Annotated in this window: 13 protein-coding genes; 3 read left to right on the forward strand and 10 right to left on the reverse strand. The window is 47.1% G+C overall.

What is annotated here, in order from left to right; genetic code table 11:
* Positions 1-210 precede the first annotated feature (210 nt).
* Together MNQ98_RS23080 and MNQ98_RS23085 are read left to right on the forward strand one after the other, a co-directional pair.
* Positions 211-720 (forward strand): SEC-C metal-binding domain-containing protein, encoded by a 510-nt coding sequence (locus tag MNQ98_RS23080; protein ID WP_241930340.1) that lies wholly within the window; start codon positions 211-213, stop codon positions 718-720.
* 43 nt (positions 721-763) lie between these two features.
* Positions 764-1,600, forward strand: coding sequence for a sulfurtransferase (locus MNQ98_RS23085; protein WP_241930341.1), 837 nt, complete (start codon positions 764-766; stop codon positions 1,598-1,600).
* 163 nt (positions 1,601-1,763) lie between these two features.
* Here MNQ98_RS23085 and MNQ98_RS23090 read toward each other — a convergent pair whose 3' ends face one another.
* Both MNQ98_RS23090 and MNQ98_RS23095 read right to left on the reverse strand, forming a co-directional pair.
* The gene (locus tag MNQ98_RS23090; protein WP_241930342.1) at positions 1,764-2,210 is read right to left on the reverse strand and encodes a hypothetical protein; all 447 of its coding nucleotides are present in this window, start codon (positions 2,208-2,210) and stop codon (positions 1,764-1,766) included.
* Positions 2,211-2,625: 415 nt separating this feature from the next.
* Positions 2,626-3,291 carry a hypothetical protein gene (locus tag MNQ98_RS23095; RefSeq protein ID WP_241930343.1) on the reverse strand — a complete coding sequence of 222 codons (666 nt, stop codon included), beginning with the start codon at positions 3,289-3,291 and terminating at the stop codon, positions 2,626-2,628.
* Between the two features lie 114 nt (positions 3,292-3,405).
* On the opposite strand from MNQ98_RS23095, the gene MNQ98_RS23100 reads away from it, so the two are divergent.
* Positions 3,406-3,582 carry a hypothetical protein gene (locus tag MNQ98_RS23100; protein ID WP_241930344.1) on the forward strand — a complete coding sequence of 59 codons (177 nt, stop codon included), beginning with the start codon at positions 3,406-3,408 and terminating at the stop codon, positions 3,580-3,582.
* 26 nt (positions 3,583-3,608) lie between these two features.
* On the opposite strand, the gene MNQ98_RS23105 is transcribed toward MNQ98_RS23100, so the two are convergent.
* From MNQ98_RS23105 to MNQ98_RS23140, 8 genes are all read right to left on the reverse strand, one after another.
* A complete protein-coding gene (locus MNQ98_RS23105) occupies positions 3,609-5,999 on the reverse strand; it encodes a helix-turn-helix domain-containing protein (RefSeq protein ID WP_241930345.1) in 2,391 nt (796 codons plus the stop codon).
* 91 nt (positions 6,000-6,090) lie between these two features.
* Positions 6,091-6,969: a carbohydrate ABC transporter permease gene (locus MNQ98_RS23110; RefSeq protein ID WP_241930346.1), complete on the reverse strand. Its 879-nt coding sequence runs from the start codon at positions 6,967-6,969 to the stop codon at positions 6,091-6,093.
* A gap of 14 nt (positions 6,970-6,983) precedes the next feature.
* Positions 6,984-7,901, reverse strand: coding sequence for an ABC transporter permease (locus MNQ98_RS23115; RefSeq protein WP_481856786.1), 918 nt, complete (start codon positions 7,899-7,901; stop codon positions 6,984-6,986).
* Between the two features lie 171 nt (positions 7,902-8,072).
* Positions 8,073-9,695, reverse strand: coding sequence for a type 2 periplasmic-binding domain-containing protein (locus MNQ98_RS23120; RefSeq protein WP_241930347.1), 1,623 nt, complete (start codon positions 9,693-9,695; stop codon positions 8,073-8,075).
* Between the two features lie 280 nt (positions 9,696-9,975).
* Positions 9,976-11,736: an alpha-L-fucosidase gene (locus tag MNQ98_RS23125; protein ID WP_241930348.1), complete on the reverse strand. Its 1,761-nt coding sequence runs from the start codon at positions 11,734-11,736 to the stop codon at positions 9,976-9,978.
* A 15-nt stretch (positions 11,737-11,751) separates the two neighbouring features.
* Positions 11,752-12,939 (reverse strand): glycoside hydrolase family 88 protein, encoded by a 1,188-nt coding sequence (locus tag MNQ98_RS23130; protein ID WP_241930349.1) that lies wholly within the window; start codon positions 12,937-12,939, stop codon positions 11,752-11,754.
* Positions 12,940-13,828: 889 nt separating this feature from the next.
* On the reverse strand, positions 13,829-14,362 hold the full coding sequence (locus MNQ98_RS23135; protein WP_241934015.1) for a hypothetical protein: 534 nt from the start codon (positions 14,360-14,362) through the stop codon (positions 13,829-13,831).
* A 358-nt stretch (positions 14,363-14,720) separates the two neighbouring features.
* A complete protein-coding gene (locus MNQ98_RS23140) occupies positions 14,721-17,420 on the reverse strand; it encodes a cohesin domain-containing protein (protein WP_241930350.1) in 2,700 nt (899 codons plus the stop codon).
* Between the last annotated feature and the right edge of the window lie 50 nt (positions 17,421-17,470).

The raw sequence follows: 17,470 nt of genomic DNA on the forward strand, positions 1-17,470 counted from the left end.
ATAGAAGAACATGGTTAATTCACCCAAAAGGCTTATTCCCTTCTCTTTCAAAGAAGGGAATAAGCCTTAATTTTGTCTTTTTTTATAAGAAATTATCGAAAATACAGGGTAATCCCAGTTCAACAGGTGGTCAAATTATATATTATCTTTTATGATATTATAGATGAGTTATAATTAATCCGTTAAACAACCATTTGAGGAGTGAGTTTTTTGAACAAGATAGGTAGAAATGATGCCTGTCACTGCGGCAGCGGCAAAAAATACAAAAAATGTTGTCTTGAGAAAGACCGCGAGGCAGAAAGACAACCCCATCATATCGAACCTTCCCAAGAAGAGAAGCAGGCTATGCTGAATGCACCGTCTAATATGATGGAGTTCACAGCATCGCTTCGGGAAATGAAATGGGATAACGATTCTTACCGTGAGCTGGCGGAAGAACTATTCCCACAGCTATACAACGATTATGAGCACAATGAGAAAGAAAAAATGGTCGTTCTTTTTAACGTTCTCATTCTCTGGAATGGTTTCTGTCTGAAGGAATCTCCGCGATTCCGCAAGCCAGGCGGCTTTAAGGCAGCTTTGGATCAGCTGTACACACGTGCGCTCGATATTCCTGTCACTCAAACCGAGCTTGCTACCAAACATGAAGTGGCGGCCACTACTCTATCCAAATCTTTCGGTCAACTCAACCAATTCATGGAGCAGCTGGCTGCAGCTTAATATAAATCCCATGTACATTCCAGCAAAGGCGGTGCCTTTCTTTATGAAATATATTGTATCCATGAAGTGGCTCCTTGCCCGAATGTTTGAACCGGACCTGGTCATTGTTGACTGCCGTTTTACATTAGGGCAGCCCGAAACCGGAAGGCAGGGTTACAAGGAGGGGCATATTCCACGCGCAGTATACTTGGATTTGGATAAAGACCTCTCATCCCCCCTTTCATCGCATGGCGGACGCCATCCCTTGCCGGACATGAACGTATTTTCCGGGAAGCTCGGCCATGCAGGCATCGATAAAGACAAACGTGTTGTCATATACGATGATCAGAGCGGCATGGTAGCCAGCCGGCTTTGGTGGATGTTGAAATATACGGGGCACCAGAACGTTTATATTATGGATCAAGGGTTCTCGGCGTGGAAGAACGCGAGTTACCCGATGACGGCAGAAACACCGGTCGTCATTCCGGTCCGTTATGAACCGGAAATCCAGCAGACCATGCTGGTGGATGTTGAGGACGTCATACAAGCAATCAACAACGGATCGGCTTATCTCATCGATTCCCGGGAACAACGCCGTTATGAGGGCGTCGAGGAGCCCATTGATCCCGTCGCTGGTCACATTCCAGGAGCTGTGAATTACTTCTGGAAAGAGCTTTTGAATGAACAAGGACGCTGGATCAGCATCGAGGAAATTCTGCAGCGCTTCCACGACGTTCCGAAGGATAAGGATGTAATTGTGTACTGCGGATCCGGCGTCTCTGCCTGCCCGAATGTGCTCGCACTGGAAGAAGCAGGCTTCAAGGATGTGAAGCTGTACGGGGGCAGCTGGAGTGATTGGATTAGTTATCCGGAAAATCCGGTGGCTGGTAGGAAGAAATAGAGTTAATAGCCCGCGTCGGACGCGGGCTATTTTGTTTATTAGTGTAAGGGTCTTACTGCCTGCTCCGCTCGCGTATCACCATAGTCATAAACTGACACAACTTACGGGGGACCTAAAAGTGGCGAATATACTAGTAATTGAAGATGAAAAGCCGATCAGCGATCTAATTACAATGAATTTGAAGCTGGTGGGACATCGTTTCTGCAAATCTTTTAGCGGGACCGATGGGTTCAGATTCTCGAACAGGAGAAATTTGATTTGATACATCCCAAAAAGAGTGCGCAAATCTCTGCGCACTCTTTTTGGGTGGACTTATGCTGCAGCTACGCTTAGCTGCTATTGCTTCTTTCATAAGTACAGTCTGCTGTTCTCCTTGATCGCCAGCTATTTGAACTGGATGGTTGAGTCGAAGTTTATTTCGCCCGATATACTCAAAGATTCCATGATAATGAGGATTACCGCCGCCGAAGTCTAGTTCGTTCCCCTTCGCGTAATAAACCGTTTCGAAGCTCCCAGCCACTACAAAACCTATGTTAATGTCCACAAAATTCACAAACGATTCCGTAACAATTTCATCTTGCAATTGCTGTTCCCGATTGGTCAATGCCAACGATCTGATGTCTCTTTTGAGTCAAGGAAAATGAATTGCGACTCAACTATTTACACATCTATTCCCTCCTACCGTTCTATCGGCCTAGCTTTGTTTGCTGATAGAACAAGGGTACTCCATAATTTCGTACATACTCAGCTCAATACAATACAATTGGTTGTAGGAAGTTGTACAGAGTGCAACATTACTTCGTGACTCAGCGCCAAAGGCTACATTGTTGCACTTTGTACAACAATATGGATATTAAATAATTTGTTAGTCTCTCAACAAGGGAAATTACTGTAGAATCTACAACAATATCAGTATAATCAGGCCTTCTTTCAGTCCATTGTTGTATAAAATACAAGATTAAGATGCCATAACCAATATCATGTCAGCGTATACGTGCGATACAGCATCGTTAACCATACTCCTCTTACAACAACTGCTCCGGGATGTTTTCCCTCACTTCATAGTAACAAGTATATTTGCCTTGAATGATCGAACGGAGCAACCCTTTCTCCACTAATGCCTGCAACCATTTGCGGGCTGTGCGAAAGTTTACTTGATAACGGTCGATAACATCTTTTGGGCGCAACGGTTTTCCCATGCTCCATGCCAGCCGGAGTACATCTCTTTCAACTGGTGAGATTGAAGACACAGTCTTGTTGCGAAGTAGATACGGACTTATGATTAATTGCAGTAGCATTCGGCATACTTCGGGACGGTTTTGCACGTCGTCAAAGGAAAAGTGAATCATTTTCCATCCCATTCCTGTAAGAAATGTATCTCGATTCAGAGCGTAGCTAAATCTTTCACGATCCATGTCTTTGACATGACTTTGAAAGCCGTCACACTCTATTCCGAAACGACCAAACGGCGGCATAAACGCGAAATCTAGAAATTGTGATTTGCGGTTCCAATCATAAATCTCATACTCGGGGTGCAGATGATCCAGATTACCGAACATAGGCCACCACACATTTTGGAGCAGTAGCTTTTCAGCATAATTGTGTCCTCTGAGAAGTCGCCCTCTTCTCTCACCTGCTCGAGAGGCGAGGTGTCGGTCGATGAATGCTTGATGCGCTTGCTCAAAGTTCATTCGAATACGCTCCCCTTTCAATAGAAATAAAAAACGCCCTTCAGCCGCTAGGCAAAAGGACGTTCTTCGTCTATAAAAAGTATATCATTGAACGGGATTGGGATGTTACTACAATTGGCAGAGCGCCGGCGCGCGTCTTATAGCGACAAGTCTGAAAGAGAAAATTGCCCTTATCAAGGCAATATCGATGGAATGAAGGAGGCTGTTTCTTTGGGGATTCCCAAGGAAACAGCCTCCTATTTTTTTCTGATCGAAAAAAACGCAACATTGGCACCAAATGGCAGTGAGTAGTATGGTGGTTGAACAATGGCATCCCATTATCCGGCGTCATCGGAAGCATAAGACAGCATGTTCTCACGGTACCTGCCCGGCGTAACCCCTTCAAGCTTTTTAAAGGCACGGATAAAAACAACGTCGCTTGTATATCCGATAAGCTGCGCGATCCGGGCGTTGGTGAGGTCCTTGTCGCACATATGCTGCTTGGCAAGCTCAATTCTTTTTCTGGTAATATAGTCGCTAAGGTTAATGCCGCTATGCTTTTTGTAAAAAGTAGATACATATTGAGGCGTCATCTCAAAGCGTTCGGCCATCATGCCAAGGCCCATATTCGGGTCCGTGAAATGCTCCTCCAAAAATTGCTCCATATCCTGCAGCAGCTGAATGCAATGATCGGTACGATCCGTAACAAGCGATTCGGTCAGCAATTCATACAGTTTTTTGATGCGCTGCTGCATGCCTTCCGCGGTCTCATACGAAAAAACATCCTTTACAAGGTCAATATCCTGTCCTAAAATATCATGCTGGTCCGTCCCGGTTGAATTGATGATCTTCAGGAACGTGCTTGTGATGTTAAAGAACAGGCATCTGCCGAATTCCGGCGTAATGCTGCCTGACTCAAAGTTCATCATGTAAATCGTGTCCAGCAGCTTAAGAACATTTTCCGTGTCCCCGCTGCGGACGAAATTGATCAGCTGCACCTCGATGTCGATCGGATAATAATAATGCGAGTGGACGTTCGTAATATCCTGGAAGTAGATAATCGTCCCTCCGCCTTTAATGATGCGGTATTCAAGCGCCGCCACCGCTTCCGCATAACTCTCGCCAACGCTCTTCGCCCCGGCGTGCGGAAGACCGACGGCCACGGTAATATCAATTTTGAACCGCTGCTCGATCAGGTCTTTCAGCGACTCAGACATCTCCTTGATGACTTGCTCCGCATCCCTGGGCTGTTCCGACGAAAAGTTGTTCAGCAAGGCCACCCGGTCGTGGTCCAGTTCGACGGCAAAAGCCTTATGCGGCCCTTGGATGATATCCATGCCGATGTTGGAGACGATAAATCTGGCGAGCGCCCACATCTCCTCGCTTTGCTCCTCGTTGAACCTCAAAATGCTGTCAAGCTGGACAACGATCACTGCGAAGTAATCGCTTACAAATGAAATGTCCATAAACATCAGCGCTTGCCCGCCCTTCTCCGAGGTATCCACGTCCATTTGCCCCCGGATCAGACGCGAAAGATAATTGGAACGTATGACAGGAGTTTGCTGGGCCAACATGCTACGCAGCGTCTTTTCTTCATGAAAAGAGCCTTCAATGGTTTGCAAAATAAAGTCGTATTCATTTACAGACGGTTTGCCGCTCCAATTTTTCCCTCTGAGAATGGCGTTCACCGCTCTTCGCAGCGGGCTGTAGTTTCGGTATGTAAAGATAAAAGCGGCCGACAAGCCGACGGTAAGACATAAGGCAAACAAAATGATCGTCCAGTTTTTAATCAGAATAACTTGCTGCATAAAAACGCTTCTTGGCGTAACTAAAACATATTTCCAACCTTCCTCTTGGGAAGGGGTATACGAAATAACTTTCGGGTCCCCGTTCAAGGTTTCGTTGAACAGACCTCCATTCCCGTTGATCCGTGACAAAAGCTGCGAAGGGAGTGGCTCCTTATCCGATGCCATGATGGTTCTCCCAGCGCCGTCAACGATATAGATCGAACTGTCGCTTGCGGATTCAATCTGGGCAAACATCGCTTTGATTTGACTTTCATCGATCAAAATGACAAAACTACCCGTAATGTCGCTCCGGTCGCGTCCGGGGAGAGATTGCGTAAACGTAATGACGTTCAGCGGAGTTTTCTGGATGCTTTGCATGGGATCATATTCCGCGCGCCGGAGCAGCGTAGCCGAAGGCAGATATGCCATCGTGTGAAAGCTGGTTAGCATCCCTTCCCGCCACTGATCATATGACATGCCCTGGTAGCTGTAATACATATCATAAAATTTATGCGAGTCCGTCAACAGACCGGACTTCAGTACCAGATCGCTATTGCGGAAGTATACGTAATAATCCAATATAAAGTTGGTAATGTTGCCCGGCCGGGACATCGTGTCCCGCATAAATTCGATAAATTTATAGCGATCCGGGCTGTTTTGATCCTCATTCAGCTTTAATAAATACTCGAGCTTCGGATCGAAAACAATCTGCTGCGCAAGTTTTTTCACTTCGTTCAGTTTGCTGTCCAAAGACAGCTTAAGCTGCTCCAACATCGCTTGGTTAGAACGGTTAGCCTCATTTTGCAGGCTTGCTTCCACTTTGGTATACAAAAAAGCTCCCATCGATACAGGGATCAGCAGAAGAACCAGGTTGGAGATTAACATCGTCATCCATACACTTCTCAAATTGCGGAATCCAAGCGGACGAAGCAGCCGTTTCAACAAGCATCCCCCCTACCATTTCATGCATTTAATGCGTTAAAATGTATATCTAAATTCATTATAATGCAATCGGTAAGGGGTGGGCACCATTTTATTCCTTAATGGCGCCGATCAATACCCCTTTGACGAAGTATTTTTGCAGGAAAGGATACAAGCAAATAATCGGCAGCGTGGAAACGATAATCGTTGCATATTTGATCGTCTCGCCAATCGCATATTTGTCGTCCGCTGCGACGCCCGTTGACATCGAGTCGGTCGAATTGGCAATCAAAATTTCACGCAAAATCAGCTGCAGCGGATACATGGTGCGGTCCCGCAAATAGACCAGCGCCGAAAAGTAAGAGTTCCAATGCCCAACCGCATACCATAAAATCATGACCGCAATCACCGGCATAGACAATGGAATGACGATTCGGAACAGAATGGTAAGTTCCCCCGCTCCATCGATTCTAGCCGACTCTTCCAAGGAAACCGGCACTCCCTGAAAAGCGGTTCTCATAATGATCATATTAAAGGTGGAGATGGCGCCGGGAATCAGCAGAGCCCACGGTGTATTCATCATCCCCAGCTTATTGATCAGAATATAATTCGGAATCAATCCGCCGCTGAAAACCATCGTCAGCACAATCCCGAACATCATCACATTTTTGAAATACAAATTTCGGCGGGAAAGCACGTATGCCCCAAGTGCCGTCATCAACAGATTGATTGCCGTTCCGGCCGTCACGTAGAAGAGCGTGTTCCTGTAACCGCTCGTAATCATCGGATTTTGGAAAACCGCTTTGTATGCTTCCAGGTTGAATCCGAGCGGCTTCAGCAGCATGCCCCGGTGTTGAATAAAACTCGATGCCTCACTTAAGGAGGCAAACAGAACATACAAAAACGGGTATAACGTAACGAAACAAAGAAGCAGCATCAGCAGCGTATTAATAACGCTAAATACTTTTTCACCTGTTGTTTGTGCGCCCATTGTTTGATTCCTCCTTACCACAATTTATTTTCGGATACACGTTTACTGATGGCATTCGCTGACACGATCAAAATCAAACTGATGACGGAGTTAAACAAACCAACCGCCGCCGAGAAGCTGTAACTTGCCTCCAAAATACCTTTGCGGTATACGTAAGTGGAAATCACGTCCGCCGTTTCATAAGTGAGCGGGTTATACAGCAGGAGCACCTTTTCGCTGCCGACCGACAACAGGCTGCCCATATTCAGAATGAACATGATCACAATCGTAGGCATAATTCCCGGGATCGTAATATGGAAAATTTGCTTCCAGCGGTTCGCCCCATCAATTTTGGCCGCTTCATATAACGTCGGATCGATATTGGCAATCGCAGCCAAATATATGATGGAGCCCCAGCCCACACCCTGCCAAATGCCGGACGATACGAAAATAAACCGGAACCAGCCGGCTTCCTTCAGGAAGTCAATCGGTTCAACCCCGATAAAACCTAACAGTTGGTTGATCAGGCCGTCACGGCTCAAAAAATCAAACAGCATGCCCGCAACAACAACGATCGATATAAAATGCGGCAAATAAGAAATCGTTTGAACAACGCGTTTGAACATCATTTTTCGGATTTCATTCAACAGAATGGCCAAGATGATCGCTGACGGGAACCCGAAAATCAGGTCGTAGACATTGATCAGCACGGTATTCCGGATCAGTCTCCAGAAATAGATGCCGTTAAAAAAACTATCGAAATGCTTGAATCCGGCCCATGGACTTCCCCATATGCCGTCGGCAGGCGTATAGTCTTTAAACGCGATTTGCAAACCGTACATCGGACCGTAGTGAAAAATAAGATAATAGGCAATGACGGGCAGCGCCATCAAGTAAATGATCCAGTTCCGGCGCAGGTCCTTCCGTATGATTTGACCTTTGGAAAGATCCATGTTGCTTTTCACCGGCCGCTTGTTCATCCGCCTTTTATTTATTACCTGCCACATTCGTCTCCCTGCCTTTCCATGTCGTAATTCTCGTAAAGTTTTTCCGGAATTTTTGAAAAACCGGGAGATGAACCGCTCATCCCCCGGGCCGAAAAGGCACTTGCCTTGCTGGAACAATTACCGCTTGTTGAACCGGTCAAGAGCTGCCTGTTGAATTTTGATCGCATCTTCGATACCCATGGTCTCAATTTTCTTCACGTATTTATCGAAGTTCTCGAGCGGCTCGGCGCCCATAATAAACTTCAAGAACATTTCATCCCGGTAAGTGTTGATATCCGTCATGAGCGAAGCGTACTGCGAGCTTTCATCTTTGGTTGGCGTGACGAGCGGCATTCTGCGTTCACCTGTCGGCTGAGACCAAACCTCCAGCGCCTCCCGCTGGTTCGGCAAAGCCAGATATTGCATTTGGAAATCATCACTCAGAACGAAAGGCGCGCTCCAGGTTGAACGGTTATGCTTGGCAAACGACTGCTGCAAGCTGACCCCGCTTGGAGGATTCAGCACTTCCGGCAAAAAGACCGCCTTGCCGTTTTCCATTTTGTAAGCTTCGCCTTCCTTGCCGTAGTTGAACAGCAGATCTCCTTTTTCACCATAAGCATAGTCAAGCCATTTTACCGTTTCGATCGGATTCGTATTGCTTGTCGTGATGGCGGCACCAAAGCCGTTCGTGGCGAAATCCTTTTGTCCCCAGATCGCCTTGTCGCCCTTGTTCAGTACCGGATACGGAGCAGCCACCAGATTGAAATTCGGGTCTTTATCCTTCATCAGATTGGCATATTTACCGATACCGCCACCATTATATGTAGGAGCCGCACCAAGTTGGTCGCCTGTCAATTTGGCGTCAAACAGCTTGTCGTTCGGAGCCGCAAAATCCTTATCCAGCAGGCCTTCTTTATACCACTGATTCAACGTGACCAGAAACTTTTTATATTCCGGCTGGATCGGACCGTATTTCACTTGATTATCGATTTGATAGAAACCGTAGTTGATTCCCCAGGCTCCCAGGAAAGGAGCGCCAACGCCCACGTCATCCTTGGTGAGATAAAGCGGAATTTCATCCGCCTTGCCGTTACCGTTCGGATCTTTTTCTTTAAAAGCCTTCAGTACTTCATGCCATTCATCAATGGTTGTAGGAACTTCCAGTCCAAGCTTATCCAGCCAGTCCTTGCGGATCGAAGGTCCATAGAACACCTGTACCTTTTCGCCGCCCCGGAAGAACGGAAACATAAACAAGCTTCCGTCATCCGTCGTCACCTGCTTTTTCCAATCGGGATTCTCTTCCAGCAGCTTTTTCAAATTCGGTGCATGTTGATCGATCAGATCATTTAATTTAATAATTTTATTGTCTTGAATGGCTTTCTCCGGTCCTCCCGGATATCCAATCCATGAAGTTTCGATCACATCTGGTAGCTTTTCGGAAACCATCATCAGGTTAAACTGCTCTTGCGCTTGGGCCGCATCTGTCGGCGGATGCTGGAATTCCACTTTCACGCCGGTAATGTTCTCCAGCTCCTTGTACATGCCCATCTCGGCATATGTTTTCATTTGAGCCGCTACTGCGGAATGCATGCTTACCCAATAGGTGAGATTTGTAAGCTCTTTCGTCTCGCCCGCCTGATTCTCTGCTGATGTGCCCCCTTTGGCTTGTTCATTTCCAGAACTGCTTCCGCATGCCGCAAGCGATAAAACCAAAGTAGCTGCTAATACAACGGTTCCTAATTTTTTGCCTTTCCCCATCATGTAAGCGCCTCCTTTTTGATTGTTACTAAATCGCCGGACTTTGGTTTTATTTCGATCAAGCCGGTATCTAAAGTATAGGGAGTGGTCCCCTTCGCAAGAAACTGGAACATTTTCATCAGCCTTGTATTTTCGTAAGATTTCCGGACTGACGAATCTTCATTTTTCTATCTTTTCTTAAGATCGCTTCATCGCAACCAGGCTGAAATAGCCTGTCGTGTCGGGTTTTTCAGCAATCTGTATCATCTATGTGTATCATCTGATTCATGCGAAGTAATTTTTCCTAATCAGCGACGCGTACAAGCCGTATTGCCCGGAGTTTGACCGAATCGGCATGCCATATTTCTGTAAACCGGGGGGATGGATCCTTCAGTTTGGACGAACCAATCATCAACGTTTGCATTCCAGCCTGTTCCCAGGTGATATATCCGATCCGAGACAAAACGGCGGTATACGGATGCTGGCATGACGGAGAATGCTCATCCACCGCGTCTTCCACAAGATTTTTGACGATACTTTGCCCGGCCGCTTCGAGCAGAATGGGCTCCGTATACAAATCAGCCAATTCCTTGTCATAACGCTTAAAACTGACGAGCATCAATTCGTATGTGCCAGGCGCGATCAGCTTGAAATTCCATTCCGCACACCGCAGCGCGGGAAGTTCCTGCTCTTCGTCAGCAGCCCGGAGAATGCTTATTTGCGCATGCGGGACATCCAGCTGAAAAACGCCGTCCGGCATTTGGGTCAAAGTACGGTCAAAGTCGTTTTCGCCTTCAAGCTCCAGAACGATGACGGATACATGTTGATCCGTTGGATGCGGCGGCAGGTGAAGCTTCAAAGTATGCAAGTTCAGCTTTCTATCGTAGGTCTGCTCGACCTCAAATCCTGCTTGATTCGGATCTGCCAATGGATAGGCGCGCGATACCTTATTTCGGATACCGCACAACCGCAGACTGCCCGCCGGCCACTTGGCATTATGCATATGGAGATACATCCGTCCCGGCTTTGTTGTGATTGCCCCCCAATCCAGCTCACATGGGAAAGGGCTACCTTCCGTACTGTATACCGCTTCCGCATTACGGTGGGTCCACTCGCCGACCTCCCGCAGACGTTCCGCAGACCGTTCCGGGATGGTTCCTTGCGGAGTCGGTCCGACATTAAGCAGCAGGTTGCCTCCTTTCCCGATGACATGGACGAGCTTTTGAATTAATGCATCCGCCGTTTTCCATATCTGATCTCGAGTCGTATATCCCCAGGACTGGTTCAGCGTCATCGGCGTCTCCCAAGGTCTGGTGTCCTCGCCGCTCATTCCGATTTCATTGTCTCCCTTGGACACGTAATCGCCCATTCCCATGTAATGGGACACCCTGGAATTGATTAGACAATCCGGCTGAAGACTGCGCACATGTTCTACGATGTCCTTGCTGTCCTCCTCGGACAAACCTCCGGCCGTATCGAACCACAATAGGCCGACCCGGCCGTATTCCGTAAGAAGTTCCTTTAATTGCGGTTTTGCTTTTCCTTCCCAATATTCAGTAAATCGCTTCTCCTCCAGCTTGTAATCCCATGTATTGTTATGCTCTTTATGAACGGCATGCGGATGATGCCAATCGATCACATGCGAATAATAGAAACATAAGACGATGCCCGCTTCCCGGCAGGCCTCGGCCAGTTCCTTCATCGGATCCCGGCTGAAAGGCGTCGAGTCCACGATATTAAATGGATCTGCTTTCGAGTGATACATCGTGAAGCCGTCATGATGTTTGGCCGTAATGACGATGTACCGCATGCCCGCATCCTTCGCCAGGGATACCCAAGCTTTGGCATCGAACTCCGTTGGATTGAATTGCTTCCCCAGCTGCTCATATTCAAGTACCGGCGTCTTTTGCGCATACATGATCCATTCGCCTTGCGCCGGAAGCGCATATAATCCCCAATGGATGAACATGCCGAATCTCGCCTCGGTCCACCATGCCGTCCGCGGATCCCTCCCGTTTATCCCTGCATGATTGTTCCCGTTCTCCGCGCCACTTGCTTTCCCCATCGTTACCGCTCCCTTCTACCAATATGGCTTCCAGTCTTTGGTGACCCGAACAAGCGCTTCATACATGTAGTAATCGCCCCAGATACAGCACTCGTCCACGCCGTTATCTCCCGGCTTGCTGTACACCGCATGCAGCAGAATGCCGTTGGATTCCGGCGTTTCGCGCGTCATGTAATTGTCGATCAAGGATTCCAGTATGAGCAGGGCTGCGTTTTCATACAGCCGTTTAAGGGAATCGGCCAACGGCAGATGCCCGGCGGTTTCCAGCAGGCCGCAGGCGGCAATGGCGGCGGCGGAGCTGTCCCTCTCTTCTTCGCCCTCCGTAAAGATCAAATCCCAATAGCTGACGTAGTCTTGCGGCAGCCGGTTTAAGAAATAATTCGTAATTTTTTTCGTCAGCTCAATCAGCTCGAAATCATCCGTATAGCGGTAAGATAACGGGAAGCCGTACATCCCCCAGGCTTGCCCGCGCGACCAGCAGGAACCGTCCGCATACCCTTGGGCGGTGGAGCCATACTTCGGTTCACCCGTTTCGGTATCCATATAAAAGGTATGGAAGCTGGATGCATCCTCCCGGATCAAATATTGTGCCGCCATCTGGACATGGGAAGCCGCAGCATCATGATATTTATGTTCACCGGACACTTCGCTGGCCCAATATAACAGCGGCAGATTCATCAAGCAGTCGATAATCATTCGGCCCTGCTGCCTTGGATCGCTTAAATTCCCCCATGCCTGAATGATCCCCGCTTTATCCAAATAGCGGATGTAAAGAAGCTCCGCGGCTGCCAAAGCGAGGTCCTTGGCCTCTTCATTTCCAGTCAATTTGTAAGCGGAGACGCAGGACAATGTGTAGAGAAAACCCAAATCATGCGTATCTGTGTAACGGCGTTCTTCTACCCGCTGCTTGTAGCTGCCCAGCTGATTTTCGGCCGCCAGGCGGTATTTCGCATCCCCTGTCGTCTCATAGGCAAGCCATAGCATCCCCGTCCAGAACGCCGGCGTCCATTCGGTATTTCCAACCTGCCTGTAAACGTTATTCGTACTGGCTTCGGAAGGAAAAGTGCCTTCGAATGTTTCAAGATTACGGTCCACCTGTCCCACAATAAAGTCCATCGCCTCTTTGCAGCGCTCTTTGGTCAGCTGCGGTGCACGATCATACCTGCTGGCATCCTGAATACCTTCATCTTTAATCTGCTTCATGTTTGCGTTCCTCCCCGGTATGGATATGGTCTTACGGATTGAATTGTAACTAGAGAAGGACGAAGACGACAATCGTTATCTTTTCGTATGGACTGCTGTTTTTACTTCGCATGCGTGCAGTTGTAAAAAAGTTGATACGGTTGAATAATCGTTGGTACGATCAAAGCTTATGAAGAGGAGCATAAAAGTGGTTAATAGAGTTACATGACTTATTAATAGATTGTACAATCACCACAGCTATAAACTGATACAACTTAAGGAGGACCTGAAAGTGGCGAACATACTGGTAATTGAAGATGAAAAGCCGATCAGCGATCTAATTACAATGAATTTGAAGCTGCACCGGCTTTGAACATGGGGCAGAGGATGCTGCTATATCGATTGTCAGGATTATTCGCTCAGGAACGATCCTGAGGCCAGAATCCACTTGTTCTGGTTCTACTCGGAAGAACTGGCGAACTGGATGGAAGGATACAGCGAGGACTTTTACGACATCAGCGTGAGCATTGATGCGAAAACGGGAAAAGTACTGAAAGTGTGTGGGCAAGCCGCTGAGTGTTACATCCTGCAAGCTTTAACTACGCACTGATAGTGCTATATCTGGCTCAAAAAATTCGGTTCTACACAATTGGATGTAGAAAGTTGTACAAAGTACAACATCACTTCGTGACTCTGCGCCAAAAGCCGCATTGTTGCACTTTATACAACAAAGCGGATAATAAATAATCTGTTAGCCTCATGTGAGGGGGAATTATTGTAGAATTTACAACAATATTAGTATATTCAGGCCTTCTGCCAGTCCATTGTTGTATAACATACAAGATTAAGACGCCATAATCGTTTAGGTCAGCGTATACGTGCAGATACAGCATCGTTAACCATACTCCTCTTACAACAACTGCTCCGAAATGTTTTCCCTCACTTCATAATAACAAGTGTATTTGCCTTGAACGATCGAACGGAGCAGCCCTTTCTCCACTAATACCTGCAACCATTTGCGAGCAGTACGAAAATTTACTTGATAACAGTCAACAACATCTTTCGGGCGCAACGGTTTTCCCATGCTCCATGCCAGCCGGAGTACATCTCTTTCAACAGGTGAGATTGAAGACACAGTCTTGTTGCGAAGTAGATACGGACTTATGACTAATTGCAGTAGCATGCGGCATACTTCGGGGCGGTTTTGCACATCGTCAAAGGAAAAGTGAATCATTTTCCATCCCATTCCTGTAAGAAATGTATCTCGATTCAGAGCGTAGCTGAATCTTTCACGGTCCATGTCTTTGACATGACTTTGAAAGCCGTCACACTCTATTCCGAAACGACCAAACGGAGGCATAAACGCGAAATCTAGAAATTGTAATTTACGGTTCCAATCATAAACCTCATACTCGGGGTGCAGATGATCCAGATTACCGAACAGAGGCCATCACACATTTTGGAGCAGCAGCTTTTCAGCATAGTTGTGTCCTCTGAGAAGTCGCCCTCTTCTCTCACCTGCTTGAGAGTCGAGGTGTCGGTCGAGGAATGCTTGATGCGCTTGTTCAAAGTTCATTCGAATACGCTCCCCTTTCAATAGAAATAAAAAACGCCCTTCAGCCGCTAGGCAAAAGGACGTTCTTCGTCTATAAAGAGTATATCATTGAACGGACATAAAATGATCCTGGTCACCAGATTTTTGTACGGAAGCCATTAGTCTCAACTATTTTGATTGAACGCAAAACATCAAGCTGAGCAATTGGATTAGCTATCCGAACAATCCGGTGCGGTCAATGCCGGACTTAATTCATAATCTTAAGACCGACAAGTGCCATGTCTGCTACATCGATCTTTCCATCCCCATTCAAATCCATATGGCGGTTATGATCTTGAATCGAAAGTCCAACCTGTTTCGAAATCAGCATCAGATCAAGCACATCAACCTTGCCGTCGCCATTGAAGTCTTCTGGAATTTTCGGTAAACCTATTGAAATTTTTACGGGCTTATCCTGCCCAAGCACATCGATATGTCCTGTCTGATCACCGTCTAAACGAATCGTTTCCGCTCCCTTTAACAGCGTAACAACAGTATCACCTTCAGTACCGATGGCTTTTAATGTAATTTCAGCAAGGCTGGCATCACCGTTAATACTATTCTCTTTTAATTGGGTTCCTACCAGCGTAAGGATGCCGCCTTCATTAGCCCATGTCATGTATCCCTGCTCTTTCCAGGCCTCGGTTGCACTGACATTAACGACTTCCCATTTATCTGTTTCATATTGAATTTTAGCCTTGAAACCATATAATTGCGACGCCTGTTCCATCTGAAGTGTCATGGAAACCGTCTGTCCAGGTCTCGCTGAGGCCGGAGCGGCAAGCTTTAATTGACCGGCATTTTCATATTCAGCATCCGAAATTGGGATCATCATCAGATTCCCCATGCTGGATGCATCTGCATAATAAATATTTTCACTGCCGTTAGCATCTTTCGCTATGTTCATGAATTTCACTTCCATGCTGTCAGGAACTAAACGAACATGATCCATGGTTTTGGGATCGATGATTGTAATCCGGTCGGCAAGATCCATGTACAGCAGTCCGTCTTTGCTCCAGTAGGAATGATAAGGACGCCACATGCCGTAATTGTTAATGTCCGAATAAATATTTTTATAATCGATCAGTTCATAGGTTTTCGGATCCAGCTTAAACAAAATCCCGTTCACGCCGCCCCAAATATTCCCGTCCAGCCCCACCGTCAGTCCGCTGATCATCGGCGGATTGCTTAACCCCGGAATATCCAGCGTAAATTCGGTCACTTTCTTCTTGTTAGCCACATCCCAAACGAACATTTTTGCGGATCGTTCCGATGGCGAAATGCCCAATCCGCCATGCACCGTCGTGGAGCCGTAAATATACCCATCCTTATAGGCGAGTCCAACAATGCTCTGGTTTTTGACGATATCCCGGAATACCTCATGCTTGTCTGTAACCGGATCGTAAATCGTAAGTGCTCCGCCAAGCTGCCCGTAGTCCGGAATGGTCCCGATCATGATTTTGTCTTCCATCGTCTTCATGATATAAGGCCGATCCTGATGATCACCAATGGTAAATACCTTTTCGGCTTTGGGTACAGATTGTGTCGTATCTGCTTTATAAACATGTCCTCCCGGATATACGCCAAAATACATATCATTTCCATGGGCGATCATACCCTCGGCTTGTTCCAAGACAAACATTGTGTATTTAAGAGTTACTGGATCGAATTGGGCGGCTATGCCTCCCGGATAACCGGACATATACAGCTTTTCGTCAGGTCCCTGTTCGATATTGTGAATCGGATTCGGCTGCCCCTGCAGAACGGACGGGAAGTTTTCAATCGTCTCGTCCACGACATTAAAAATGCTGTAGTCGCCGTTGCCCTTCATCGTCGCAAAGGACTGCTCTTTGCCGTTCGTATCGAATTCCACCCATCCTGCGCCCCGGAACGACGTTCCATACTTGATGGCGGTCAGACGCGTTTCGAACGTATCCAGATTGACTTCCGTCACATGACCATTGGCGGGTACATACAATTTGTTGTCTCTCGCAACCAGCTGGTTGAATGAAAAGACGCCTGCACCTGTAACGCCTCCCGCATCCTTCCCGACTTTGTGGGGCAGCCACTCTTTTGTTATCAAATCGTAAAACAGCAGCGTCATGGCCGGATCACCAAACTTAACTACCAATAGTTCATTCACGACTGTCATGTCATAGGCAAAAGGAACAGCACTCGCTTCTACACCGAGTAGGGCTGCCACTCCATCGGAGATGACCTGCTTCTCGCCGGTCTCCACGTTCAGGCGGACCACATCGCCTTTTGTTCCGATTCCGGCATATACATAACCTTCATGATATGCAATGGACCGGACATATTCTTGTCCTTGAACCATACTGCCATAATCACGGAACTTTTTGTTCACGGGATCATACTTAAACACTTTGCCGCTTTGAAAGGTACCGCCATACACATTCCCCTTCTCATCCGTGGTCAAGGTCCAGATCGATTTCTCTCCTTTAATCGGCTCTCCTAAATTTTGTACGGTTTTCGTAAGGGGCGAATATGCCCATAAGTCGCCTTTGGTTTGTCCGGATGTCGTAATCCCGCCGATATACACGGTTCCGTCCGGGGCGATCGTATGTCTCCAGCTTTGCTGGGTTCCGTCTAATGGAAAAGAACGGATTAATTTGTTGTCCATAACATCCACGACATTGAAAATAGCCGTGTCACCATTAACGGTTGTATAAAATACATCTCTTCCATCCTCTTTGCCGACCACAGCATCACTAACGGCTACTCTGGATACAGGCACACCGAGATCTACCGGTTGTCCAAAAGTTTCACCCTTGAAACGAACAGCTTCCCCGCTCGCCGCTCCAGCGGGTAAAGCGCCGGAGAACGTTACAGAAGATATTATTAAGATAGCGAATAATAGCATCATCCATTTTTTCAGCTTCATATGCATCGTATTCCTCCTCAAAAATTTTGTAGCAACCTCGTTATTCCATAAGAAAA

The sequence above is a fragment of the Paenibacillus sp. N3/727 genome (assembly GCF_022637315.1).
GTDB lineage: Bacteria > Bacillota > Bacilli > Paenibacillales > Paenibacillaceae > Paenibacillus_AQ > Paenibacillus_AQ uliginis.